The sequence below is a fragment of the Formosa haliotis genome (assembly GCF_001685485.1).
Classification (GTDB): domain Bacteria; phylum Bacteroidota; class Bacteroidia; order Flavobacteriales; family Flavobacteriaceae; genus Formosa; species Formosa haliotis.
The window spans coordinates 117,960-143,726 of record NZ_BDEL01000001.1 but is presented as its reverse complement, the minus strand read 5'-3'; the positions used below and the strand labels follow the sequence as shown (position 1 = coordinate 143,726).

The 25,767-nt window shown below is 33.9% G+C and carries 21 protein-coding genes and 1 tRNA gene; 4 read left to right on the top strand and 18 right to left on the bottom strand.

Annotation, left to right across the window (positions count from 1 at the left end; all coding sequences use genetic code 11):
- Positions 1-18 precede the first annotated feature (18 nt).
- From A9D35_RS00615 to A9D35_RS00565, 11 genes are all read right to left on the bottom strand, one after another.
- Entirely contained in the window at positions 19-1,587 is a 1,569-nt protein-coding gene (locus A9D35_RS00615; RefSeq protein ID WP_066217758.1) for a RagB/SusD family nutrient uptake outer membrane protein, read from the bottom strand.
- 29 nt (positions 1,588-1,616) lie between these two features.
- Positions 1,617-4,580 (bottom strand): SusC/RagA family TonB-linked outer membrane protein, encoded by a 2,964-nt coding sequence (locus A9D35_RS00610; RefSeq protein WP_066217756.1) that lies wholly within the window; start codon positions 4,578-4,580, stop codon positions 1,617-1,619.
- 46 nt (positions 4,581-4,626) lie between these two features.
- Entirely contained in the window at positions 4,627-6,141 is a 1,515-nt protein-coding gene (locus A9D35_RS00605; protein ID WP_218017709.1) for a sulfatase family protein, read from the bottom strand.
- Complete coding sequence (locus A9D35_RS00600; RefSeq protein ID WP_439951249.1) at positions 6,116-6,910, bottom strand: SGNH/GDSL hydrolase family protein; 795 nt, start codon at positions 6,908-6,910, stop codon at positions 6,116-6,118. The genes A9D35_RS00605 and A9D35_RS00600 overlap by 26 nt, the downstream gene beginning before the upstream one ends.
- An 81-nt stretch (positions 6,911-6,991) precedes the next feature.
- Positions 6,992-8,500, bottom strand: a complete 1,509-nt coding sequence (locus tag A9D35_RS00595; protein WP_083191569.1) for an alpha-L-fucosidase — start codon at positions 8,498-8,500, stop codon at positions 6,992-6,994.
- A gap of 22 nt (positions 8,501-8,522) precedes the next feature.
- On the bottom strand, positions 8,523-9,893 hold the full coding sequence (locus tag A9D35_RS00590; RefSeq protein WP_083191568.1) for a sulfatase family protein: 1,371 nt from the start codon (positions 9,891-9,893) through the stop codon (positions 8,523-8,525).
- A 12-nt stretch (positions 9,894-9,905) separates the two neighbouring features.
- Positions 9,906-11,717 carry an arylsulfatase gene (locus A9D35_RS00585; RefSeq protein ID WP_066217748.1) on the bottom strand — a complete coding sequence of 604 codons (1,812 nt, stop codon included), beginning with the start codon at positions 11,715-11,717 and terminating at the stop codon, positions 9,906-9,908.
- Between the two features lie 53 nt (positions 11,718-11,770).
- On the bottom strand, positions 11,771-13,561 hold the full coding sequence (locus A9D35_RS00580) for an alpha-L-fucosidase (protein ID WP_066217746.1): 1,791 nt from the start codon (positions 13,559-13,561) through the stop codon (positions 11,771-11,773).
- Between the two features lie 375 nt (positions 13,562-13,936).
- A complete protein-coding gene (locus A9D35_RS00575) occupies positions 13,937-17,551 on the bottom strand; it encodes a hybrid sensor histidine kinase/response regulator transcription factor (protein WP_066217744.1) in 3,615 nt (1,204 codons plus the stop codon).
- A gap of 89 nt (positions 17,552-17,640) precedes the next feature.
- Positions 17,641-18,066: a ligand-binding sensor domain-containing protein gene (locus A9D35_RS00570; RefSeq protein ID WP_083191567.1), complete on the bottom strand. Its 426-nt coding sequence runs from the start codon at positions 18,064-18,066 to the stop codon at positions 17,641-17,643.
- Between the two features lie 524 nt (positions 18,067-18,590).
- Positions 18,591-18,664, bottom strand: a tRNA-Met gene (locus A9D35_RS00565).
- A 136-nt stretch (positions 18,665-18,800) separates the two neighbouring features.
- Between A9D35_RS00565 and A9D35_RS00560 the strand changes: the two genes are divergently transcribed.
- Both A9D35_RS00560 and A9D35_RS00555 read left to right on the top strand, forming a co-directional pair.
- The gene (locus tag A9D35_RS00560) at positions 18,801-19,187 is read left to right on the top strand and encodes an START-like domain-containing protein (protein WP_066217741.1); all 387 of its coding nucleotides are present in this window, start codon (positions 18,801-18,803) and stop codon (positions 19,185-19,187) included.
- Positions 19,188-19,241: 54 nt separating this feature from the next.
- Entirely contained in the window at positions 19,242-20,084 is an 843-nt protein-coding gene (locus tag A9D35_RS00555; RefSeq protein WP_066217739.1) for an aminotransferase class IV, read from the top strand.
- Here A9D35_RS00555 and A9D35_RS00550 read toward each other — a convergent pair.
- The 7 genes from A9D35_RS00550 to A9D35_RS00530 all read right to left on the bottom strand — a co-directional run bounded on the left by A9D35_RS00550 (position 20,081) and on the right by A9D35_RS00530 (position 24,655).
- Positions 20,081-20,641 (bottom strand): YqgE/AlgH family protein, encoded by a 561-nt coding sequence (locus A9D35_RS00550; protein ID WP_066217737.1) that lies wholly within the window; start codon positions 20,639-20,641, stop codon positions 20,081-20,083. The genes A9D35_RS00555 and A9D35_RS00550 overlap by 4 nt on opposite strands.
- 122 nt (positions 20,642-20,763) lie before the next feature.
- The gene (locus A9D35_RS00545) at positions 20,764-21,036 is read right to left on the bottom strand and encodes an HU family DNA-binding protein (RefSeq protein ID WP_066217735.1); all 273 of its coding nucleotides are present in this window, start codon (positions 21,034-21,036) and stop codon (positions 20,764-20,766) included.
- A gap of 186 nt (positions 21,037-21,222) precedes the next feature.
- The gene (gene fmt / locus A9D35_RS00540) at positions 21,223-22,170 is read right to left on the bottom strand and encodes a methionyl-tRNA formyltransferase (RefSeq protein ID WP_066217733.1); all 948 of its coding nucleotides are present in this window, start codon (positions 22,168-22,170) and stop codon (positions 21,223-21,225) included.
- A gap of 40 nt (positions 22,171-22,210) precedes the next feature.
- On the bottom strand, positions 22,211-23,131 hold the full coding sequence (locus A9D35_RS19585) for a RecQ family zinc-binding domain-containing protein (RefSeq protein WP_369692133.1): 921 nt from the start codon (positions 23,129-23,131) through the stop codon (positions 22,211-22,213).
- Positions 23,128-23,364 carry a helicase-related protein gene (locus A9D35_RS19580; protein WP_369692193.1) on the bottom strand — a complete coding sequence of 79 codons (237 nt, stop codon included), beginning with the start codon at positions 23,362-23,364 and terminating at the stop codon, positions 23,128-23,130. Before A9D35_RS19580 ends, A9D35_RS19585 begins: the two co-directional genes overlap by 4 nt.
- An 11-nt stretch (positions 23,365-23,375) precedes the next feature.
- Positions 23,376-24,113 (bottom strand): RecQ family ATP-dependent DNA helicase, encoded by a 738-nt coding sequence (locus tag A9D35_RS19575; protein ID WP_369692132.1) that lies wholly within the window; start codon positions 24,111-24,113, stop codon positions 23,376-23,378.
- Entirely contained in the window at positions 24,113-24,655 is a 543-nt protein-coding gene (locus A9D35_RS00530) for an AAA family ATPase (RefSeq protein ID WP_066225659.1), read from the bottom strand. Before A9D35_RS00530 ends, A9D35_RS19575 begins: the two co-directional genes overlap by 1 nt.
- A 90-nt stretch (positions 24,656-24,745) precedes the next feature.
- On the opposite strand from A9D35_RS00530, the gene A9D35_RS00525 reads away from it, so the two are divergent.
- Both A9D35_RS00525 and A9D35_RS00520 read left to right on the top strand, forming a co-directional pair.
- Positions 24,746-25,039 (top strand): DUF493 family protein, encoded by a 294-nt coding sequence (locus A9D35_RS00525; protein WP_066217732.1) that lies wholly within the window; start codon positions 24,746-24,748, stop codon positions 25,037-25,039.
- A gap of 64 nt (positions 25,040-25,103) precedes the next feature.
- Complete coding sequence (locus tag A9D35_RS00520; protein ID WP_066217730.1) at positions 25,104-25,763, top strand: DUF4290 domain-containing protein; 660 nt, start codon at positions 25,104-25,106, stop codon at positions 25,761-25,763.
- The last annotated feature ends 4 nt before the right edge of the window (positions 25,764-25,767 follow it).

The window sequence follows — 25,767 nt, the reverse complement described above, 5'->3', positions numbered from 1 at the left end:
TAAATGAACGTATTAGGCTTATTCCCAAAGTGGATTTTGTGTTAATGCACCACCAATATCTTTACTCTGTAAAATTTCGTTAAGAGGAATTGGATATACATAATATTTTCCCGTTGGTGCTGCCGATATTATATCTGCTTCATCTTGTGCACGGATTAAAGCTGTTGCACTTGCTCCTGCTGCTGCTTCTGCTTCAGGTAAACCAATAACCGTAGACTCTAAAATTCCCCAACGAATAAGATCACGCTTTCTGCCCCAAAATCCTTCAGCACATAATTCCCATCCTCTTTCATTTTGAATATCTTCGAGATTTATTGAAGTGTAAAGTGGTAAGCTAGTTCTTTCTCTAATCTTATTAATAGCATCAAGGGCTTCGTCTGTAGAACCTCCATTCATAAACTCTGCTTCAGCAAGTAATAAGTAGGCTTCAGCTATAGTCATTATACGCTTTGGAGAATTTGAAATATTATTAACTTCAGCTTCAGCTAATAATGGATCGCTAGTTGGTACAGGCCCACGAACTAACTTAGGAATATAAATCCAATTGAAATTCACTTCAGACCCATCCTCTAATATTTCATGATCCCAAACATTATATTTTTTTCTTATATCGTTATCCGGCCATGTATCTGCAAAACTTTTTCTAATAGTAAATGGAGCAGACCCCTGAGCAATACCTAAATCTCCCATAACACTTCTGGTAGGTCCTGTTTCTGCCGGGTTATTATAGTGAGCCGTAGAGTTTACATTGTTGTTATATACATCTGCAAGATACTGTTTACCAAAAATAATTTCATCATTATATTCATTACCACCGCGATACATATCTGCATAATCAGGATTTAATTGATGAGGTGAATTTGAAGTTACATCTTTTAACACAGGAAGTGCATTATTCCATTGAGAGGCATCATCTTTAGCCAACCAAACATAACAATATGCTTTTAACATTTTAGCAGACCAGATTGTAGGTCTTCCATCATTTTCATTCCATTTTCCTTCAGATAAATAGCCCGAAGAAATAGCCTCGTCTAAATCTGCAATCATATCGGTTATGATTACGCTTGCATCAGTTTTACCTAATAAAGATACAGAAGCAATATCGGTTAATTCATCTCTCCAATACGGTACATCTCCATACTGAATGGCCAAGTTTAAATAAAAATAGGCTCTAAAAAACAAAATTTGAGCAATTACTCTTCCTTTTATTTGATCTGACAAGTCTGAGTTTTGAATACTCGCTAAAAAGAAATTCGCATTTTTAATAGCTGAATACGCGGTAGCCCACCCATTTACAATTTGATTGGTATCGGCATCATATTCATAAGCACCTATTCTATGTGCTGCCGCTAGGGTACCTCTTCCTGACACCCCAACATCTGTTCCTAAATGATTATTAAACCCAGAATCATTTACTTCGTCATTTAAAGTGTTTAACGCCAATGTAGCCTCTTCCTCATTTTTAAAGAAAGTATCTGGTGTTAAGGATCCTTTAGCATCTTCATCTAAAAAATCGCTACAACTTATCATACTAGTACTTAAAACCGTAACTAGTGCTATAACAATATATCTATATTTATTTTTCATCTTCTTATTATTTTAAAATTATTCATACCTTAAAATGTTACATCTATTCCAAAAAGAAACGATCTGTTTTGTGGGTATCCTATTGCATCAAACCCTCTTGTAAGACCACTAGAAGTGTTTACATCTGGATCGAATCCTAAATAATCATCAGACTTTACTAATAATAAATTAGTTCCTGTAACATACATTCTAAACTTATTGAACCCTTTTATTAAATCTGTTGGTAAGGTATACCCTAACTGTAGGTTTGTTAATCTTAAATAACTAGCATCTTGTAAATATAGACTACTAGAACGGTTATATGAATAGGTACTAAAACCTGGATAGCGTGCATTATCTGGGTTTTGAGCTGTCCACATACCTTCACGTATACCTGCAAAACTATTCACATTTGGTTCGTTTACACGGAAAAATTCTTCGTTATAATTTTCATTACCTACACTAAATGTGAAAAACGCAGATAAATCAAAATTCCCTAATCTAAAGTTTGTTTGGAAACCACCATAAACATCTGGGTTAGCATCTCCAATAACTGTATCATCATATTCTGCAGTATATTCTCCATCTGGCACACCATCTGGGCCACTAATATCTCTAAAAATAGCTTCCCCTGTTGCTGGATCAAATCCATCATAAATTGCTCCAACAAAAATTCCTACTGGTTGTCCAACTCTTAATTCACTAGCACGGTCATTAGCAGGAGCACCTATTCTATTGGTCTCAATAAATGTGCTTTGCCCTAAATCTAATACCTCGTTTTTATTATGAGAAATCGTTAAAGAAGCATCCCATTCAAAATTATCGCTTCTTACTAACACTCCACTTAAAGTAACATCGATACCTTTATTTTCTACTTCACCAATATTGGTTAATTGAGATGTTACTCCTGTAAATGCTAGTTGAGGTTCATTAAGTAATAAATTTTCAGTTTTCTTATAATACACATCTACATCTGCAGAAAATCTGTTATTAAACATACCTAATTCTAGTCCTGCATCAAATTGATTGGTAATTTCCCAACCCAAATCTGGTTTTGCTAATTGACCTTGCTGTACTCCTGGTAATCTTACGCCATCTACTAGGATTGTATTTCCTACAATACCAACATTGGCAATCGTTACGAATGGATTTGCTCCTTGATTTCCTGTTTTACCATAACTCGCTCTTAACTTAAAGTTATTAATCGCATTTGCATTTTGCATCCATGGTTCATCTTTTATTTTCCATCCAAGTCCTACAGAAGGGAAATTTTCCCATCTTTCATTAACTCCAAGTCTTGAAGATCCATCTCGTCTTATAGACGCCGTTAATAAATATCTGTCCTTAAAGCTATAATTTACTCTAGCTAACATCCCTATTAAATGATCTTCTGTATACCCTGAAGACACATTTACATTTTCTGCAGGAGCTAATTGAAGTGAATTTACTCCTACACCATCACTGGGAATATTGGAAGCATTAGTATTTGAATTATTTCTATGATGCGTTTGAAAGGTAATACCACTAACGACATCGATAGAATGATTACCCCAAATTTCGTTATAATGAACTGTGTTCTCATTTAAATAATCTACATCATAAAATGTTGCTATACTTCCTGAAGCTAACTGGTTATTATTTAATATTTTTGATGGATTAGTTGATGGCACAAATGAATGACTTGTACTATATAGCACATCTGCACTAAGGGTAGACGTAATAGTAAGATTATCTAAAATTGAAGCTTGAACGAAGGTATTAACAAAAGCTTTATCCTGTCTTACATCGTTTTGATTTAATTCTGCATTCGCCAACAAGTGATCTGTTTGTGTACCTAAAATTGGATTAAAACCTACATAGTACGCCCCATCGTCTCCGTAAACTGGCTTAGAAGGATCTTCACGTAATAAATTTTGAAAAGAAATATCGTTATTATCTCGTTCTGTTCTAGATAGTAACAAATTTACTCCCACCTTAAATACCTTAGAAATATTTGTACTCACATTTGAACGTAAAGAATAACGTTGGTATTCTGAGCCTTTAATAATACCTTCTTGATCTAAATATCCTGTAGATAAGAAATACTTTGTATTCTCTGTTCCACCGCTTACCGATAATTGGTATTCAGATATTGATGCAGTTCTAGTCATTACATCTTGCCAATTTGTTTCTCCTCCAGGAAGATTATCCAAATCGAAAGGCAAATTATCTTGGTCCTGAACAATACTGTTTTGCCACGCTGCTAATTCTCTAGGCGTTTGAACATCAAGCTGATTAGGCAATCTTTGTAAACCACTAGTTACTTTTAAATTAACTGTTGGCTTACCTATTTTACCTTGTTTAGTTGTAATTAAAACAACACCATTGGTTCCTCTTGCTCCGTATATTGCTGTAGCAGAAGCATCTTTTAATACTTGCATTGTTTCAATGTCGTTCGGGTTTAAATCACCAATATTACCAGCCCCAACATAGCCATCTACTACATATAAAGGTCCATTACCTCCGGTAATAGAATTACCTCCACGAATCACAACCGTTGGTGTTGTACCAGGTGCTCCTCCGTTAGAAGTTACTTGAACCCCAGAAGCTCTACCTTGAAGTCCATCTTGTACCGAAGCTGTTGGTGAAACAAAAGCTTCTTTGGTATCTACAACTGCTACGGATCCTGTTAAATCTGTTTTTTTAACTGTCCCATAACCAATAACAATCACTTCATCTAACGCGGCAGCATCTTCTTCCATGGTTATATTAAGCGTGCTCGATTGTCCTACGTTGATTGTTTGTTTTTTCATTCCAACATAAGAGATTTCTAAAATGTCTCCTGTTTTCGTTTCTAGGGTAAAAAGACCATCAAAGTCAGTAGTCGTCCCCTTATTCGTTCCTTTAATAATTAAGGTTGCTCCTGCCAATGGTATCCCCTCTTTATCCATTACCTTCCCCTTAATATCCCTTTCTTGAGAAAAGGCACTTAAGGAAATCATAAAAACAAAAATTGTGGTTAAAAATTTCGTCATAATTAATTTAATTTTGGTGTTAGTTCGTTCTCTTTTACTATTATTTTTAATTCAAGGCTCTTTTAAACAATGCGCCATATTTTTCATACCCATTGTACTTTACGCCTTCAGTTTTCCAGTGGTTTAATTGTTTGTCATATAATTTTCTCATATAAGTTAGTTTTGATTTATATTTTGTTTGATTTGCTAAGTTTACCATTTCGTAAGGATCGTTTTTAATGTCGAACAATTCTTCTGTTGGATACATGTTTTCTGCTTCATCTTTATAATACCAATAGACATACTTAAATCGATCGTCCATAACAGTAAGACAATGTGTTGCTTGAGGTCCCCAGACTTGAATTATAGGCAGTGTAGCTCTAATTTGTGTATTTGGGTTTTCTACTAAAGGCCGAATACTCTTCCCATCGTAAATTTCTGGAACAGACACCCCTGCATAATCTAAAATGGTTGCTGTGATATCTACATTTCCCGTTAAAGCAGACGTTTTAATAGCTTTATTTTTTTGACGTGGATCTACAATAATAAGTGGTGTTCTAGCCCCTTCTTCGTAAGGCAAAACCTTAGATCCAAAACCATGAGACCCATTAAAATAACCGTTATCTGAAGAAAATATAATAATAGTATTGCCGTCTATTTTTAATTTTTTTAGTTGCTCTAACACCATACCGATAGAATAATCTACCCCATAAATAAGCTGATTGTATTTGCGTAATGCTTCTTGGTAGGTATCTTCTTTATCATAACCCCACTCTACAAACCTTGGGTATTGTCTTCCCATTCTAGATTGTTTCGCTAAATGCTCGCCTGCTTTTCTTCCGTAGTTTGGTAATTTATCGAAAACCACATCTTTATACACATCATCAAACATAGGGTCTGGTTGAACTGGTCTGTGTGGTGCTTTAAAAAATACACTCATACAAAATGGTTCGCCCTTCTCTACCGATTCGTTTATAAAATCGATAGATGCTGCACCATAGGCTCGTGTACTATGCGGATATGCTTCAGCATATTTTACCATATATTTATTCTCTTTGGTTTTATATGAAGTTTGATGCGAGCCACCTCCCCAAAAATCAAAATCATGTTTTGCAACTTCGCCTTCTTCTCCCCAGCCTCCATTGGTATCTGAAATTGAGAAGCCGAACTTTCCGGCAAAACCTACACGATACCCTGCCTTTTTAAGCAATACAGGATATGATGTAGACCACTGCTTTGTGCCTAAAGACCCGTGATCGAAATTACAACCCGTTTTATATTCGTATTGACCAGTCATCACGTTAGCACGACTTGCCATACAAATAGCGGTGGTATTATAATGTCTTAAAAACGATACACCATTGCTCGCTAAATCATCTAAATTGGGTGTTTGTGTAACTTTATTGCCAAAATCCTTCATAGTATCGTAAGACTGATCATCGGTAAAAAAGAAAATAATATTAGGCTTACTATCTTTTTTTGTTTGGGAATGACCTGACTGAAATCCAAAAAGACCTAAGATTAATGTGAATAAGAGTACATGTTTAAATTGCATACTATTCTGATTTGTTTTTAGTTTCATAAGCATTAAATTTAGCAGTTATAGCTTCGACTGAAGGGCATTCCTTAGGTTTTATATCTAGTACATTTCCAATGGAATTTGCAACTTCTATCCCTAGTAATCTATAGCCTTCAGCTGTATAGTGCACATTCCCGGGACCATCTGCAAATTCTTTTTGAACTGGTATGGCATAGGTGTACAAATCGTTAATAACAATATCCGGATGCGATTTCATGACCGTCAAGGCTACCTCATTATATTTGTTAGCATCTCCATGTACGCGACCTTCTTCTCCTTCAGGAACTGGTGTTGTGGTTGCGAAAATTAATTTCGCTTTAGGATAGGTTTCTTTAAGATAAGTGATGGTATTTCTTAGGTTATCTTCATATACTTTTAAAGTTGAAACTTGTTTACCTTTTTCTTTATCTAATTTTCCGTTATACACATATTTCAAATCATGTAATCCCACGTTAAAATGAATAACATCCCAAGAAAATGTCCAGCCCTCTTTTAAAAAGGGTTGAAACAATGCTTTTCTAAACGTTTCCATTCTTAGTATAACTTGATCACTAGAACTTCCATTAACATGTAATCGCATTACATCTGCTTTGCCTTCAAATGTTGCTCTTACATATTCAGTATATCCTATAGAAATAGAATCGCCATATAGAAACACTTTTGGCAAACCATTAGTTGGCTCTATATATCTAAACGGATAACGTGTCGCATTAAATTTGCTTAGATTTCTCCAGGCAGCAGCACAAGCTTCACAACCTTCATTAATTACCATTCCTAACATGCGAACCGGTAATAATAATGTTAAGCCTAATGCTCCAATTAATTTAACAGACGATCTCCTATTCATTTTTATTTATATTTCTATTTTAAGTGCATAACCATTTGGATTCTCTTGTGCTGTACCTAAGTCAACTTCTAAACCTTCATCGGTTTGTTTCCATGCTATTTTTTCATCACTTCCTAAAAGACTCACCGCTTTTACAGGACCAGCAGCATCTCTAGTGATACTTTTAATAACCACGGGAGCTTTTGGGTTTGCTAATGAAATGGCATAAATGGTATGTTCCTTTTTAGTAAACCAAAAATCATTTGGTGTAAATTCAAATTTTAAATCTGCTTTATTCGCACGATCATGCGTTCCATTCATTTCTATTTTTGTTGGACCTTCATGAGTCACTTTCCATTTTCTCGTATTGTAAATCGCTTCGCCATTTACCTCTAAAAACTTCCCTACTTCTAATAAATTATTAACCGATTCTTCAGGTACATCACCTAATGCATCTGGGCCAATGTTCAACATATAATTTCCCCCCTTGCTCACTATTTCTGTTAGCCAAAACAATAATTCTTTTACAGATTTCCAATCATGGTCGTAAGACTTATAACCCCATGAATTATTGGTTGTCCCTACGGTTTGCCAAGGTTTTGTTATGGCCAGATGGTCGGTAGGAATTTTATTATCTCCTGGAATATCAAAATCACCTAAATCGTTGCCTACCCTAGAATTCACTAGCATATTAGGTTGCAAGTCGTAAGCAATTTTATAAAATTCCATACTTTCATCTGGAGTCACATAATGTGGATAATCATACCACAGCGTAGTCATATTAGGGAATTTTGTTAGTATTTCCTTTACCTGAGGATAAGCCTTGTTTTCTAAATACTCTGTAAACGTATTTGGACTCGGATCCCAAGTATTTACTCCTGCCTTACGCTTTACTCGAGGAAGTTCTTCTCCTCCTGCTGCTAAATATTCTGAAAGTCCACAATCATTCCCGTCCATCCAGTCTATATTATGCGAATAGTACAAACCGAAATCGATATCGTATTTCTCACAAGCATCATATAATTCCTTAACAATATCTTTAGCATATGGACTAGCGTCAACTACATCATAGTCACTCACTTTAGAGTCATACATTGCAAAACCATCATGATGTTTAGAGGTAATCACTAAATATTTCATTCCTGCATCTTTAGCCAGTTTTGCAACACCATCGGCATCAAAATGTATTGGATTAAACTGAGTCGCTAATTCTGCATATTCAGCTCTAGGGATTTCTGCACCAAATTGTATCCATTCTGCTACTCTAGGCCCTTTTAACTCCTCCATTTTTTTTCCTTTCCAAATACCTCCAGGAATAGCGTATAATCCCCAATGAATAAACATCCCATATTTGGCATCATTAAAGGCTTCCTTCGCTACCTCTTTAGAGGCACTCATTTGTTCGTAAGTCAACGATGATGGTTCCTCGTCTTGTACCCGCTCCACAGTTTTAGCTTGATTTTGTTTACAGCTAGTAAACCCTATAACAAATACTAGGACTCCAATTTTTATATGTTGTAACATTAAGTTTTTCATTTTATAAATGCTTTTCTACTCTTTATTTTCTAACCGAAGACAAACAACTTGCTCGTGGTTCTGTTGGAAGTGTTGCTTTCCATTCTTTAATTTCTTCTAAAAGTTCTTGTGCTTTTTTAGGGTTACTTTTAGCTAAATCATGATCTTCTTTCCAATCATTTTTAAGGTTAAATAATTCGTATTTATTACCCGTAACATCAACTACTAATTTCCAATCGCCATCTCTAACCCCTAAAGTTGGCCAAGTATAAGCTTTACTAGTTCCACCTTTCCATTCCCAGAAAATAGGTTTACTTCTTGTAAATCTCTTTCCTGTTAATGCTCGCATCATACTTTCTCCGTCTGGTTTATAATCTTCAGGCATCGGGATATTAGCAGCTTCTAAAAACGTTGGCAATAAGTCTACCGCTGTCACCACAGAATTATCATCTTTAACACCTTTTGGAATGACATTTGGCCACTTGGCTACAAAAGGCACCCGAATTCCTCCTGCGAACAAAGATCTTTTCTGACCTTTAAGTCCGCCTGTTTCTCCTACTGAATAATATTTTCCTAAGCCAACGGGATCTCCCTTATGTTGCTTTTCATCTTCACCACCTTCCCATTCAGGCCCATTATCTGTTGAAAACACGACCAAAGTGTTTTCCTCTAGTCCTAAAGCTTTTAATAATTTTGTGATTCGGCCAACAGCTTCATCTCCTTCTGCAATTATTGAAGCATATACTTGTTTTTGTTCATCCAACTCACCAAATTGGTTCATAAATCGTTCTTGAGGATAATGTGCCGTATGCGCTTCATGTAACCATAAATTGATAAAAAACGGCTGATCTTTATGACGCTTAATAAAATCTTCGGCATAATCTACACCTATAGATCCGGCCTTTGGAATATCGATAGTTTTAGAACCGTTAAACGTAGCATACTCATCGTATCCATATTCGTTTTCCGTTGGTGCATCTTTAGCAGACCATCCTAAATGCCATTTCCCAAAATGCCCCGTTACGTAACCTGCCTTTTGAAATTCTCTTGGTAAAGACATATCTGAAGGATCCATCCAATCTGGCATCCCTCTCTGCACATGCGCTTTCCATCCTTGAAAATGCTGATGAATACTCTGTCTCGCAGGAAATTGCCCCGTCATTACCGCTACCCTACTAGGCGAACACACCGGACTGTTTACGGTGAAATTGGAAAAATCCATACCATCGGCAATCATTTTATCTATGTGAGGTGTTTCAACCCAAGTACTTCCATGAGCACTTAAATCGCCATACCCCCAATCATCTGCAAAAATGAAAATGATATTAGGTTTATCTGATTTTGATTGCGCCAACACTGTTTGACCAATGATTAAAACCAAACACATTAATATGAAACTGAATCTTATTCTCATTTGATATTCACTTTATTGTTTAGAGTGCTTTTCTACGTTTATATAAAAGGCGTTTGTTAACTCACCGCTTTCTAATTCGAACCAAGCCAATAACTCGGTTTTACCTTGTTCTAATTCTAATTCTATATCGGCCGATTGTGTTGCATTATTAACATCTACCGAAACTTCTTGATCTCCAATTTTCACAAATGCCTTTTTAAAAGTCATGGCCTTTCCTCTAACTCTAGGATCGGTTGTAGCTGTTTCTGGAATTTCATCTGGAATTTCAGCACCAAGTGATACGCCACTTTCTGCTGGCCAGCGTCTTAATTTAAAGGTGTAAGTCCCTGGATTTACAAAATTCACGAAGAACGGTGCTGGTTTCATAGGATTTCCTACACGAATCATTCTTTGGTTCCAAGGCGGGTAATAATCTACCGTTCTAGCATCATGGCAGGTTATAACCTCTTCTTCATCCACACCTAAATCTATGGTTGAATACTTCGTTTCTTTAATTACACTTTCCCACCAGGTTTCATAGAAGGCATTCATATCGGCCACACGCTCTGGATATTCTTCCGCTAAATTTTTAGTCTGACCAGGATCTTCGACTAGATTATATAACTCATTTCCTTTAATTAATCGCCAATCGCCTTGCATAACACAGCTATTCTTACCTTTTTCAGGCCATGAAATACGTTGGGTATCGACTACTAAATAGCGTTCCTTAAGTTTTGATTCTCCTGTTAAATAGGCGCTAACATCGGTGCCATCCATCACTTTTTCAGACGTATAATCGATACCTGCTAACGATGTTAAGGTTGGTAACAGATCGACATGAGATACTAAATCTGAAAGTGATTTGCCGCCTTCCAATTTTCCGTTTGGCCATCTTATAATAAACGGCACGCGGTGACCGCCTTCATACTCACTAGCTTTAGTACCGCGCATTCCGGCGTTATAACCATGAACGTCTCCTGTATTTTTATCAACGTGATATCCATTAGAAGTTCCGTTATCTGTTGTAAATATGACAATGGTATTTTCTGCAATTTCTAATGCATCTAATTTATTTAACAGTCTAGAAAAATTATCATCTACATTAGTAATCATCCCATAAAAACGTTTTTGCGTTTCTAAAAGGCTTTCTTCATCTTTATATAAATCGTAATATTTTTGTGGTACATTAAATGGAGAGTGAGGCGCATTTAAACTTAAATAACATAAAAATGGATCGTTCTTTTTAGCTTCGATAAATTTTATGGCTTCATCGAACCATACATCGGTACAATACCCTTCAACCTTTTCTGGTTTTCCGTTTCGATGATACGTATCATCGAAATAATCATTATTCCAGTAATCTGGCGTTTGTCCTACACCACCACCTCCATGGTAAAAAGTTTCATCAAAACCGCGTTCTTGAGGAGTAAAAGGATGGTTATCTCCAAGGTGCCATTTTCCAAACATTCCTGTTTTATAACCGTTTTCTTTTAAAACATCGGCAATAGTCACTTCCTCTCTATTCAACATAGAAGCCCCCATAATGGTATGCCAGACACCATTTCTATTACAATTTCTTCCCGTTAATAATCCTGCCCTTGTAGGTGCGCATGTGGTAGCTACATGATAATTGGTTAAACTTACACCCTGCTTAGCAAAAGAATCTATAGTTGGCGTTTTAATGATTGTATTCCCATTGTGCGCTACATCTCCATACCCTTGGTCATCAGTTATGACCACAATAATGTTAGGCTGCTTTTTATCGTCTTGCTTCGGATCTGATTTACACGAAATCGTTATCGTAAGAAGAGCTAAAAACGAGAAAAGCTTGGTTAAATTTGTCATGATTAGTTTGGTTTGTTTAATTTTTATAGAGTCTAAAGGCCCTGATGCTTGTTTTACTGAATTGGTTTTATGATAATTGATTTTAAACTTGATTCCTCTTGGTCTTTAGAGACCAAGGATACCGAAATGGTATGTTGTCCCGCTGTTTTAAACTCTAAAATCCCCATTGGATAAGCTTGGTATTTTCCTGTGGCTGCCTGCTCATTTTGAACCATTATCCCTTCATCTGTAGTAGTCTTCCAAACCAACCTACCTTCTCCGGTGTACTCTAAGTCTAAATAATAATATCCAGGTTCTAACACATTAACTTCAAATTTAGCAACACCACTTTTTTTCCAATTACTCACTTGAGTAGTTTTTTTCCACTCGCCAAATTTCTCCATCCATCTAATAGATTTCTTTTCGGTATCTGTTATAGTTGCAAAATCTGTTAGTATGGTTGTTGCTATATTTGGATAAATACCATGAGTACCATTTACCTTTGGTGTCTCCTTTAATTTTACTTCAATAACCGAGACAGGTGAATCTGGAGTTTTATAAGGCACATCAAAAATTATCCAATTATTTTTCTTTGAATATTTAATCTTTTCGTTGCTTTTCCCTCCTAATATTTCGGCAGAAACAATTTCATTTTCTAGTCCTGGTAAATATAATTTTCCGTCTTGAGGCCATTCGAATACAGATAAGAATAATGAATTACCTTTTGTTGTAACATCACCCCATGATAAAGCATGTCCCCAAGGAGAGCTACCTGCATCATAAATAACTTGTGGGTATTTTTTAATCCAAGTACCAGCTTGTTCTAAAAACTTAACACCAATCTCAGGCACTTCACCTTCACCGTTTGGCCCAACATTAAATAAATACGTACCACCTCGTCCTACTGTAGAAATTAATCTGTGTAAGATTTCTTTCGGACTTTTAAAATTATTATCGTACCAAGCATAAGACCAGGAATCGTTGTTAGTATCGCAACTTTCCCAAAGTATATCTAAGTTTACTGGAGGCACTTCCATATCTCCATGACTCACATAATCTCCTAATCCATACCCCACTCTACTACATAACATGGTGTTGGGCTGTAATTCACGTACCATGTCTGCAAGCTCTTTTACATACTCTTCTGGCATACCACCAGGTGTATCGAACCACACGAAATCTATATCTCCGTAATTACTACAGATTTCTTTAACTTGAGGTTTGCATTTATTGTAGAAATATTCTTTAAACGTAGCTTCGCTACCATCTGAATTTTGAGTAGGACCACCAGCAGCTCCAGGCGTTGTCCAATCCTGATAATGCGAGTAATAAAATCCAAAACCTAAACCTAATTCATGACATGCTGCAGAAAGTTCCTTCATAGGATCTCTTGCAAAAGGGGTAGCGTCTACAATATTAAAATCACTAGCTTTAGAATCGAACATTGCAAATCCTTCATGGTGTTTACTGGTAATGATTATATACTTCATTCCAGCATCCTTCGCTAATTGCGCTATAGCCTTGGCATCGAATTTAGATGGATTAAAATCATCTGCTACTTTCATATAATCTTCTGGACGAATATTCGCTACACGCGGATTCATTAGCCATTCACCAATACCATAATATGTTTTATTATTCCATTTTCCTGCTAATTCCGAAAATAGCCCCCAATGAATAAACATTCCAAAATTACTTTGGTCGAAGAACTTTCCACGCCCTTCTCTAATATCGCCATCTACTACAGAATTTTCGCCCCACATTTTATCCATACTTTCTTCACCTTGCTTTTCCTGAGCAAAAGACTGGAAAGAAACTACTGAAAGCATTATAAATAGCAATAAAACATTTCTACCTTTAAACATGTAATAATTTTTAAGTTTAAAACCTATATTAATTAAGGAGATATTGTGTTTGAAGAGAAAGCGATACAGTAGAATAAGTAAAGACATTTTGCAACTATTCTTATAGCTCTTTCCAAAATAAGCAACAGGAGTTAAAACCTTAAGATTTTATGGTAATAACAAAAAACAATACTCTTAATTATTAAATATTATTTTTTTAGTCGCTTTTAATATCAATTTAATCAATTAGGACTAATACAAATATGTTATCTATCTACCAAAAGTACTTACTCGCATCATGTTTTTTTATTGCTTGATTTGCTCAGATTGATTTGAGCAACATGAAAACAACTAGTTAACAAAGAGTTAACACTGTATTGTAACTCAAATCAATCATTATTTTTTAACAAATTCTGAAGGAGAAACACCGTGTATTTTTTTAAATGCTGAAGAATAATAGGATTTTGATTCAATTCCTATTTCAAACATAACGTCGGCTGCAGTTAAGTTTTTATTAGCAGTTAAGATCTCTGCTGCTTTTTGCATACGAAAGTTTCTAAGATAAAAATTAGGAGCTTGCCCTGTTAATTCTTTAAGTTTTCTGTAGAAATGAGATGTACTCATTCCGATATCTGCAGCTAATTCTTCAACTCCAAAGGATGAATTAGACATATTTTTCTCTATCGAAAGGTTTATTTTTTGTAAAAAATTCTTGTCTTTAGAAGAGCTTATAAGTGAATCTTGAGGCAAGAAACTATTATTAGAATAATATTGAAAAATTCGCTGCTTATTTTCTATTAGTTTTTTAACTCTAACCTCGAGGTATTTTATAGAAAATGGTTTTACTATATAATCATCGGCCCCTAATTCTAAACCTTCAAGTCGTTTTGTATTATCATCCATAGCGGTTAAAAGAATAACCGGGATATGACAGAACTCTGAATCGGATTTAATTTGTTTACACAAATCATACCCATCCAATTTAGGCATCATGACATCACTAATAACAAGCTGCGGTGGATTTTCCTTTAATTTTAATAATCCATCTTCACCATCTACAGCCAGTTCTACATTATAATGGTCTTTAAAAGCTTCATATAAAAATGTTCTAACATCCTGTTCGTCGTCTATAATTAATAAAGTAGGACGTGATGCATCATTAACCTCATCCTGTATACTCTCTAATTCTGATGGTAACCAATCGGTAACAATTTTATGATGTTTTTGTATCGCCTTCTCTTCTAACTGCTCCCCTTCATTTGTAATAGGTAGGGTAATTGTAAACTCTGTTTTCTTATCTGCTTCACTAGTCACCGAAATGGTTCCTTTCATTAACTCTACCAACGATTTACAAAGCGCAAGGCCAATACCTGTTCCATTCCAATCTTGCTTTTCATCCACACCTCTATAAAACCGATCAAAAATTCTATCTATTTTCTCAGGAGATATTTCTCCCCCTGTATTGGTAACCCTTAAAGACAATACATCTTCACCATTCAAAGTAATAATTCCTGCTTCTATACTTACCTCTTTATAAGATCCAGAATATTTTACGGCGTTTGAGAATAAATTGAGTAAAATACGTTCGGTTTTACTTATATCTATAGAAATTAACTGATTAGGATTATCTATTTTGTAATAAAAATTGAGAAGAGATCTGTGCGCATAATCCTCAAAGGCTTCCATTAAAGGATACATAAAGTTCCCTAAAGTCACTTTTGAATAATGTACCTCTAGATGCCCGGTTTCTGCCTTTCTGTACGATATTAATTGATCTATTAAACGTTGTAATCTAATGATATTATTTTGTATGATTGAAAAGTACTTTTTATTATCCTCAGTTTTATATTGTTCTGCTATTTTTTCAAGCGGACCAATTATTAAAGATAATGGTGTTTTAAAATCATGAGATATGTTCGTGAAGAATCTTAATTTTGCCTGATTCATTTCACGTACTCTTTCTTTTTCAAGTTGCTCGAATTTTAATCTTTGATTTAGTTTTTCTAACCTAACCAAATACCTCATAATGGCATGAGCAAGTAATAGTGCTAAACATAACCACAACGTCAAACTCCACCATCTTAAATACCAAGGCGAAAGTACTTGTATTTTAAAATGTTGTTCTGGAGTCCAAAGGCCATCCCCATTCGCACCTTTATATAAAAAATTATAAGTTCCAGAATTCAAATTCGTGTAGGTCGCAGTTGTTTTTCCTCCATTTATTTCAATCCAATCTTGATTTACTCCTTCTAATTTATAAGCTACTTTATTTTTATTCGGTGTAGAACTATGCTGAACTATAATATCTAGAGAAAGGTTTCTATTGGCATGATTAACTTCTAAGTTTTCTGTATCGGAAATAGATTTTTTTAATATCACTTTTCCGTTTATTTTTTTCCCAGGAACAACCGGCTCATTATTAATGTTTAATCGGGAGATAATAACTTTTGGTTCTTTATTATTTTTAATAATTTTTTTTGGATCAAAGATGGTTAAACCATCTACACCACCCATTAACATGATACCTTCCTTTGTTTTTAAAAATGCGGATTGTCTGAAATTATTACTTAACACCCCATCATTTACATCGTAAAAATAAAATTTCTCAGTATCTGGATTAAGAGAACAAATTCCCATATCTGTACTCATCCATAATAATCCCTCATCATCCTCTAAAATCCCATATATTACTTCATCTTTTAAACCATCTTTCCTATGAAATCCTTTTATGTGATTTGGTTCACCGTTTTCATTCAAATTAATCTTTACAAGTCCGCCGCCATAAGTACCCAACCAAACCGTTTTATTGGCCGCTACATGAACATCAAAAATATAGTTATAGCTTAATTCTAGATTTTCATTTTCAGAGTTATTTGTTAAAAAATCTTTAATTTCCCATAAATTATTTTCTATTCTAATACGGTAAAGTCCTTGGTTACTCGCAAACCAATGATTTCCAAAAGTATCTTTTTTATAGGCATTTATTTGATTATTACCTATATCAAATAATTCTGACTCTACCTCTAAAGGTTTATCATTAAAAATATAATCCCAAGGATTTTTTAATAAAAACACTTTCGGACCTGCTAATAAAACGTGATTAGAATCTATTTGATGGATGACGCGATTAAAAATTAAACTTTCGGGAACACCATTATTCTTTAATTCAATAGCTTTTAATACATCTCTATTTTCATCGTATACATAAACACTTTTATTGGTACCTATCCACCAATAGCCCTTTAAGTCCTGAAACAGGGTAATTACCCATTCATTTTCTAATTTCTTTAATTGATTATTAAGCCTACTAAATGAAATTCGCTTTCCGCTATTTAAATTTAGTGGTTCTGCCGATCTACTAATTTCGCTTCTAAAGAAAGACACCCAAACTTTTCCATTTTTATCCTCAACTAAATCCGTTATTAAATTACTTGACAGTGAATGATTATCAAACGCATTATGAGAATAATTTTGAAAATCTTTTAAATTCTTATCGTATTTATTGAGTCCTCCTTGAGCAGTACCTATCCATAGCACACCAAAATCATCTTCGTAAAAACAATTTACCCTATTACTAGTTAGTCCATTACTATATTTAGAGTCGTATTGAAAAGATGTAAAGGTTTCTTCATTAAAATCATATTTCAGTGCACCGTAATTACGAGAACCAATCCATAAATTCTTTTCGTGATCTAAGTATAAGGATTGTATATCAAATTTTGAGTTTTTAAAATTTTCATCACTAGTTGTAAAGTAACTTCCAACAGTAATAAGTTGGCTATTTTCGTAAAAAGTTTGATAGAGACCAGCGTTTGTACCTATCCAAATAGAATTATTAATCTTAAGAATTTCTTTTATGTTATCAACACCTTTATCTAAAGTTATCTCTAAAAAACCTATAGAATAGTTGTCATTTTCATTATAGTCTACTTTAAATATTTTTGTAGAGGTAGCAACCAATAATTCAGAATCTGATAAAAATTCAACACCTACTATAGGTTGATTGTTCAATACATTACTTAAAACAATTTCCCCTAGTTTACTTACTTCATTTAAATCGTCACTACTACTGTCATAAATTTGAATTTTGTTTTCTCCACCTATCCAAATTCGATTTTAGAATCCTCTTTAATCAACACATCCCGCTGTATAGAATTTTCTAAGGGAATAAACAACTCCTTTTCTGTAAGGTACAAACACGTACCGCCTCTAGTACCTATCCAAAGCCGTCCTTTTGAATCGTTTAATAGACTAGAAATAAAGTTATTAGGAAGTGAATTTTGATTTTCAATATTATGATAGTAATAATCGAAAGTATACCCATCGTACCTAACCAATCCATTTGGTGTAGCTACCCATAAATACCCATTATTATCTGAAATAATAGCATGTACAGTGTTTTGAAAAAATCCCTGCTTACTATTAAAAGATTCTATTCTTTGATTACTTAACTTAACTTGTTTTTCTTGGGAGTAACATAAGATTGTCAACAAAAATATTGAGAACCTAATTAATGAAATTTTCATAAACTCAAATTAATTAAAACACCTATTCTTTAATTAAAAAATCAATTATTTATCTTGGTTTTAATGAATTATTTAAGAATAGTTTATTTCTTTGATCAATACCCAAACTTACATATTAATACTTTATTTCGTTATGTAAAAATGTATTTTTTATTACCAAACACTAAAAAAATTCCATTTATTTACAACTTTGTCATTGTAAATTAACAATAGTTAAATTTCACCCGAAGAATCTGAAAGCACAAGTACCTTAATGAAAGAAATTACAGTGATTCTTTTAATAAAATTCGTAGTTAGATTAAATATTAAAATACAAAGATTTTTCGGCTGAATTTTATAAAATTACAATTGAAATTAATCATATAATCTACTAATTCATAAATTCTACCACCAAAAAACACCAATAACCACGGAATAACATTAAGCCTTAAATAGTACCATTTCACCCACTTATTCTGTACCTATTCTGTACTACATGAAATAAAAAAAGGCTTCACATTTCTGTGAAGCCTTGTAAACTCTAGTAGCGAGACCGAGATTTGAACTCGGGACCTCTGGGTTATGAATCCAACGCTCTAACCAACTGAGCTACCTCGCCATATTTTGAGGGTGCAAATATAACAACAATATCAATGTATACAAACATTATTTGATAAAAGTTTTTTTTTATTGAATTTATCTAAATAGTATATAATTAATGTATATATTGAGCCAATAATTATTTGAATGAACACATGGAAGATAAAATAAAATTTGAACTTGAATTTCCTATACAAGTATCACCAACCCTATTATATCAGTACATTTCAACGCCTTCAGGCTTATCAGAATGGTTTGCAGATAACGTAAATTCTAGAGGTGAACTTTATAAATTTATTTGGGATGGAGCTGAAGAACAAGCTAAATTATTGAGCAAAAAAAGTGGAGAACGTATAAAATTTAAATGGTTGCACGACGAAGATGCACCATATTACTTTGAACTTCGCATTCAAGTTGACGAAATTACTAAAGATGTGTCACTTATAGTTGTTGACTTTTCTGAGGAAGATGAAATCGACGAAACTAAAATGCTTTGGGAAAATCAAATTTCAGATTTAAAGCATGTCTTAGGCTCTGCATAATCGATTTTTATATATTTTAAAGTATATTTGCCCGAAACTATTCGGGCTTTTTTTATGATTAATTTAAACGGAACAATTCAAGAAAACAATTCAGTTTTAAACACAAACAATAGAGGTTTTGCTTATGGCGATGCTTTGTTTGAAACCATTAAAACGTCTTACGGAAAAATTTTATTTTGGGAAGATCATTATTTCAGACTAATGGCTTCTATGCGCATCATGCGAATGGAAATTCCGATGCATTTTAATATGGAATTTCTTGAGAGTGAAATTAAAAGCACCCTGGAAGTTAATAATCTTACCACTGCATCTGCTCGTGTAAAACTTACAGTATTTAGAAATGAGGGGGGGTTATATCTTCCAGATACCAACGATATTAGTTTTATTATAGATGTTAAACCTTTACAGGACGATTTTTATCTTATTTCTGAAGACCAATATGAAGTCGATTTATTTAAGGACTATTACATCTCTCCAAGCCTATTATCTACCCTAAAAACCAATAATAAAGCCTTACATGTTGTTGGCAGTATTTATGCTAAAGAGAATAATTTGAATAATTGTTTGGTGTTAAACACGAATAAAAATGTTGTTGAAGCACTAAATGGAAATGTTTTTGTTGTAAAAGGCAATGTTATAAAAACGGCACCTTTAAGCGACGGTTGTTTAAAAGGGATAATGCGTAAACAACTCCTAGAAATAATCAAGGCTCTACCAGAATATGAGCTACAAGAGGACTCTATTTCTGCATTCGAACTTCAAAAAGCAGATGAAATTTTTATAAGTAATGCTATTGTGGGAATTCAGCCCGTGTCTAAATACCGCAAAAAGAATTTTACGACGGAAGTTTCTAAATTACTTATTCAGAAATTAAATGTAAAAATAAGATTGGGTTAGTTGTAACTGGGATTTTCTGGCGCATTAGACCAAATGCTATATTCGCCACCAAATTCTACCATCTTTTCTTTCCAAAACGATTCATAGTCTTTTTCAATGATCTGATTTTGGTAAATGTTTTCGGTAACCACCCAAGAATTTACACGTAATTCTTCTTCTAATTGATTGCTATCCCAGCCCGAATATCCTAAAAAGAATCGGATATCCTTTTCTTCAATAAGGTTATTTGCAATAAGTTCTGCTACCACATTAAAATCTCCTCCCCAATAGATTCCTAGGGAAATTTCGATACTATCTGGAATTAAATCTGGAACTTTGTGTATAAAATACAGGTTGTCTTGTTCCACAGGGCCACCATTGTACACTTTAAAATTAGCGTCAATTTCGGGAATTAGGTCTTTAATTGTATAATCTAAAGGCTTATTTAAAATAAAACCTATTGAGCCTTCATCGGTGTAATCTGCTAATAGAACAATAGAACGATTAAAAGACACATCACCTATAATAGATGGTTCGGCGATTAACAAATTACCTTTTTTGGGTTTAATTGTAATCATATTTCATAGGAATTTATAACTAAATCTAATATTATTTTCTTAAAATTCCAATAATTGTTGAAAATATAATAAAAAAAGCCTTCTAAACTAGAAGGCTTTATGTAATATTATGGAGTAACTAATTAGTTTACAGCACCTGATAATTCTGATCCAGCTTTAAATTTTACAACATTTTTAGCTGCAATTTGAATCGTTTTTCCTGTTTGAGGGTTTCTACCTTCTCTAGCTGCTCTTTCAGAAACTGAAAAAGAACCAAATCCTACTAAAGAAACTCTGTTTCCTGCTTTTAATGCTCCACCAATTTCAGTAAGAGCGCTTTCTAATGCTTTTTTAGCTGCTGCTTTAGAGATTCCAGCGTGTTCTGCCATTGCATCGATTAAATCTGTTTTGTTCATAATTTTAAATTTAATTATTAATAAATCGTTGGTTAAACTTTTAAATCCTTTACAAATTTATACGGATTAAGCAACCATGCAAGCAATAGCAAGGGAAATACACCTATTTGTTAATAACTTATGGCATTTGTTAATAACGACTATGCATTTCATCGGATTTTTGCTAAAATGAGTAATAATAAGGCTTTACAGCATTTTTGCACCAGTTTTAAAATCGTAACCATTTAAAAGGTCTTTAGCATGCATATTTCGTTTTCCTGGAAGTTTCATAAAATGGATATTTATAAAGCCTCCTTTTACAGCAACTTTAATTTCCTTTTTTGTATTCTGAATAAGTCCCAACTCTAATTGATGTTCCTCGGGTGCCATAGTTGCTTCGTAAATTTTAACATCTAAAGCCTCTTCCCCATTTTGTAGCACACACCAAGCTGCTGGATACGGACTCAAACCTCGAATTTTATTATGAATATCTTGAATAGAAGCCGACCAATCTATCTTACAGTTATCTCTATTAAGTTTGTACGCTGTTTTTAAGTCTGGATTTTCTATTTGTGGCGTTGTCTTTACATCTTCTGCTTCAATCTGTTTTACAGTCTTTAAAACCAATGTACTTCCTAAAAGCATTAATTTATCATGTAATTGCCCTGCATTTTCATTGGGTTCAATAGTAATGTCTTCCTGTAAAATCATTTCACCGGTATCAATTTCTTCATCTATAAAAAAAGTAGAAACTCCCGTTTTTGTCTCCCCATTAATAATTGCCCAGTTTATAGGTGCCGCACCTCTATAGTTAGGTAATAAAGATGCATGAAGATTAAAAGTTCCTAATTCTGGCATATTCCACACCACTTTAGGCAACATTCTAAACGCCACAACGATGTTTAGATTTGCATGTAATCCTTTTAATTCTTCTAAAAAAGCTTCGTCCTTTAGATTTGTAGGCTGTAAAACCTTTAAATTTTGAGATACAGCATATAGCTTTACGGCACTTTCGTTAAGTTTACGTCCGCGACCAGCAGGTTTATCTGGCGCCGTAATAACCCCTACTATATTATATTGGTTTTCTACTAATGTTTTTAATGTGGAAACTGCAAAATCTGGCGTTCCCATAAATACAATGTTTAATGTTTTCATTTTCTATGTATTTTGAAAAATATCTGCTTAAATCTAAAATTTAAGTATGATATAATTTATATGTATTTGTTTTAGTTATAGCAATAATTTGATGTTCTAGTAGTAATTTTAATACACTAAGCACATCTGCCTCTGTACAGTTTAATAATTTGGCCAATGCTCGTGAAGATAAATCGCCGTGTTCTAAATGCGTGATAACTTGCTTTCTTAAAGCCGTAAAATCTACCGGTTTAATTGTTTTTTTAGCACCAATACAAACCGAACAAATACCACAAGGCTTAATCTCTTTTTCTCCGAAATAAGTTAATAATTGAATGGTTTTACAAACCGTATCATTATCTACATAATCTAAAACACTATGTACTTGTTTTTGCTTTAAATTATTTTGTTGCTCTATAATATTGGCAATTCTATTTATGGTTTTATCATCCTCCCGAGGCTCAATAAAAGTAACTTGCGCATCGGTTTTGGTTTGCTGCAGGCTAATAATATCATCTTTTTCTAAAGTCGTTAAAGCTCTCATTAAAACATGTTCCTGTATGGATGCCTTTTCTGCTACTAGCACTGTATTTATTTTGGTCGCATGTTCGAAAATCCCACCATACGTTCGCAATAACGATTTTACAATTAATTGCAGTTCGGTATGTGTATCTAAATAATGAAACAAGGCATTGTTAGAAATAATAAACTGCACTAAAGTTTTATTTTGAAACTGCTTGGTAAGCGTAATAATACTTGTGCGGTCTAAAATCTGTAGCGCATTAAACGCCAAAGTACCATTAAATTTATACGCCTTACAAAATTCGTTAAAATTAAAATCGTGGGTAGTTAAAGCGCCTTCTCCATAGGAAATCTGACAATAATTAGAGAGTTTTCTGTAGACTTGCTTGATAAAATCGATACTTGGTAGCACATCTAAAAACTGATTTTTAACTAACAAATCGTCGCTTTTATTTTTCAAATAACAGCAAAAGCTTTTTCGCCATTACGTCCTGCCCTACCGGCTTCCTGAAAATAACTTTCTAAACTTTCTGGTAAATTAAGATGAATTACGGTTTTTACATCGGGTTTATCTATACCCATTCCAAAGGCGTTGGTAGCCACCATAACTTGAATATTATCGGCCAGCCACTGCTCCATCCGTTCATCCTTTTCATGATTGCTTAATCCGCCATGAAAAGCGGACGCTTTGATGCCTTTAGATTCTAAAAACTAGCAATTTCTAACGTTAACTTTCTACTCCGCACATAAATTATAGAAGAAGCCGTATATTTTTTTAAAATTGATTCTATCCGATAATATTTATCATCTTCATGAAAAACCATATAAGCCAAATTCGATCGGTAAAAAGATTGTCTAAAAACTTTAGGTTTAATAAAATCGAGTTCGGTAATAATATCATCAACCACCAAAGGTGTGGCAGAAGCTGTAAGTGCCATGCAATTCACCATAGGATGAATTTCTCGTAATATTTTAATGTTCTTATATGCCGGTCTAAAATCGTTACCCCATTGCGAAATACAATGGGCCTCATCTATCGCAATTAAATTTACATTCATTTGACGAATGCGTTCCTGAACTAATTCTTGTTGAAGTCGTTCTGGAGAAATATATAAGAATTTATACTTGCCATAAATACAATTATCTAACATGGTGTCTAGCTGACTGTAAGACAAGCCACTGGTTAAAGCCATAGCCTTTATACCTTTATCTTGTAATACTTGAACCTGATTTTTCATTAAGGCTACCAAAGGCGATATCACAATACAAATCCCCTCTTTCGCTAAAGCAGGAATTTGAAAACACATCGATTTCCCGCCTCCAGTGGGCATTAAGACAAATACATCTTCACCCTCTATAGCCGCCTGAATAGCATCCTCTTGAAACGGACGAAATTCAGTGAAATTCCAATACTGCTCTAGTATTTTTACCGGATGTTGCATCACATCGCTTGTATTTTATTCAGTATATAATCGGCACGATTTTCAACAGTATCAAAAGGCACATCTATTAAAGTATAATTAAATCCCTCGTAAGTGTTTACTAAACACTCGTGAATTTTAACGGCTTGCTCAAAATTTTCGTAACGTACAGCATCACTCTGGTAAATTTCTTTCCATGGTTTTAAAATAAAAACATGATCGTATTGTAACGACTTACATACATTTACAAAAGTTTCTGGGTACGTATCCCCAATAAAATCCATATATGCCAAAACGTCTGGTACACCACGATCTATAAAAACACAAGATTTTTCTAGCGCGTTTGCTTCGTAAAATTGCGATTCTCTCCCTTTTAACAAGCGTTCGCTAAACAATAAAGGTTGGGTTAAAAACAGTTGTTCTACCCCCTCTTCTCTTGCTTGTAAAGTAACTTGCCTAGAAATTTCTTCTAAACACGAATGTCCTTTATCTTGTAACGCATGAATGATGGAGGATTTTCCAGTTCCAGGACCTCCTGTTATAACAATCTTCTTTGTATCCAATTTGGCAAGGTTTTGGTTGTAAAATTCGTGATTTAAATCAGAAATAAAAAATCGAATCGAAATACTATCTTTATAACTTAAAAAATAACTATGAGCACAGCACAAAATCCGAAGGAGTTTTACGAAAAATTAAAGGCGCAATTATATGATACTGCCCAATGGCCATCAGAATATTTATACAAATTTATTGTAAAAACAGAAACAGACAAAATCACCCAAATAGAAGATTTATTTAATAACCTAGGTGCGGTTATTAATACTATTCCTTCTAAAAACGGGAAATACACCAGTGTTTCTATAAATGTTAGAATGAAGGATCCAGAAGCCGTAATTGAAAAATATAAAGAAGTTACAGAAAAAGTTGAAGGCGTTATTAGTCTTTAATTATTTTTTGTATTTTGCGAGGGCATAATTACTTCGTGCACATTTTAATACTACACTTTATATTTTGATAGATAACATACAATACAACACCGAGCGTGAACATTTGATTATTCCTGAGTATGGAAGACATCTTCAAAAAATGGTAAATCATGCCAAAACCATAGAAAATAGAGACGACAGAAATAAAGAGGCCCATGCCATAATTGCTGTTATGGGAAATTTACAACCGCATTTACGCGATGTACCCGATTTTCAACATAAACTATGGGATCAGCTTTTTATAATTTCTGGTTTTGAACTAGATGTCGATTCCCCTTATGGTGTTCCAGACAGAGAATTACTTGAAAAAAGACCAGACCCCTTACCTTATCCTCAAAATTTTCCTAAATATCGTTTCTACGGAAATAATATTAAAACCATGATCGATGTTGCTAATACTTGGGAAGAAGGCGAACTTAAAGATGCGCTTATTTATACCATAGCAAATCACATGAAAAAATGTTTTTTAAATTGGAACAAGGATACCGTAGACGACAATGTTATTTTTAATCATTTATATGAATTGTCTGAAGGTAAAATCAATTTAAAAAATACCGACGAAGATTTATCTGATGCTTCAAGTTTATTACGTAGTAAAACAAAATACAATTCATCTTCGAATTCAAAAAAGACCTACAAGAAAAACACAAATTCAAATTCTAACCGTAATAGAAAACGCTACTAATAGC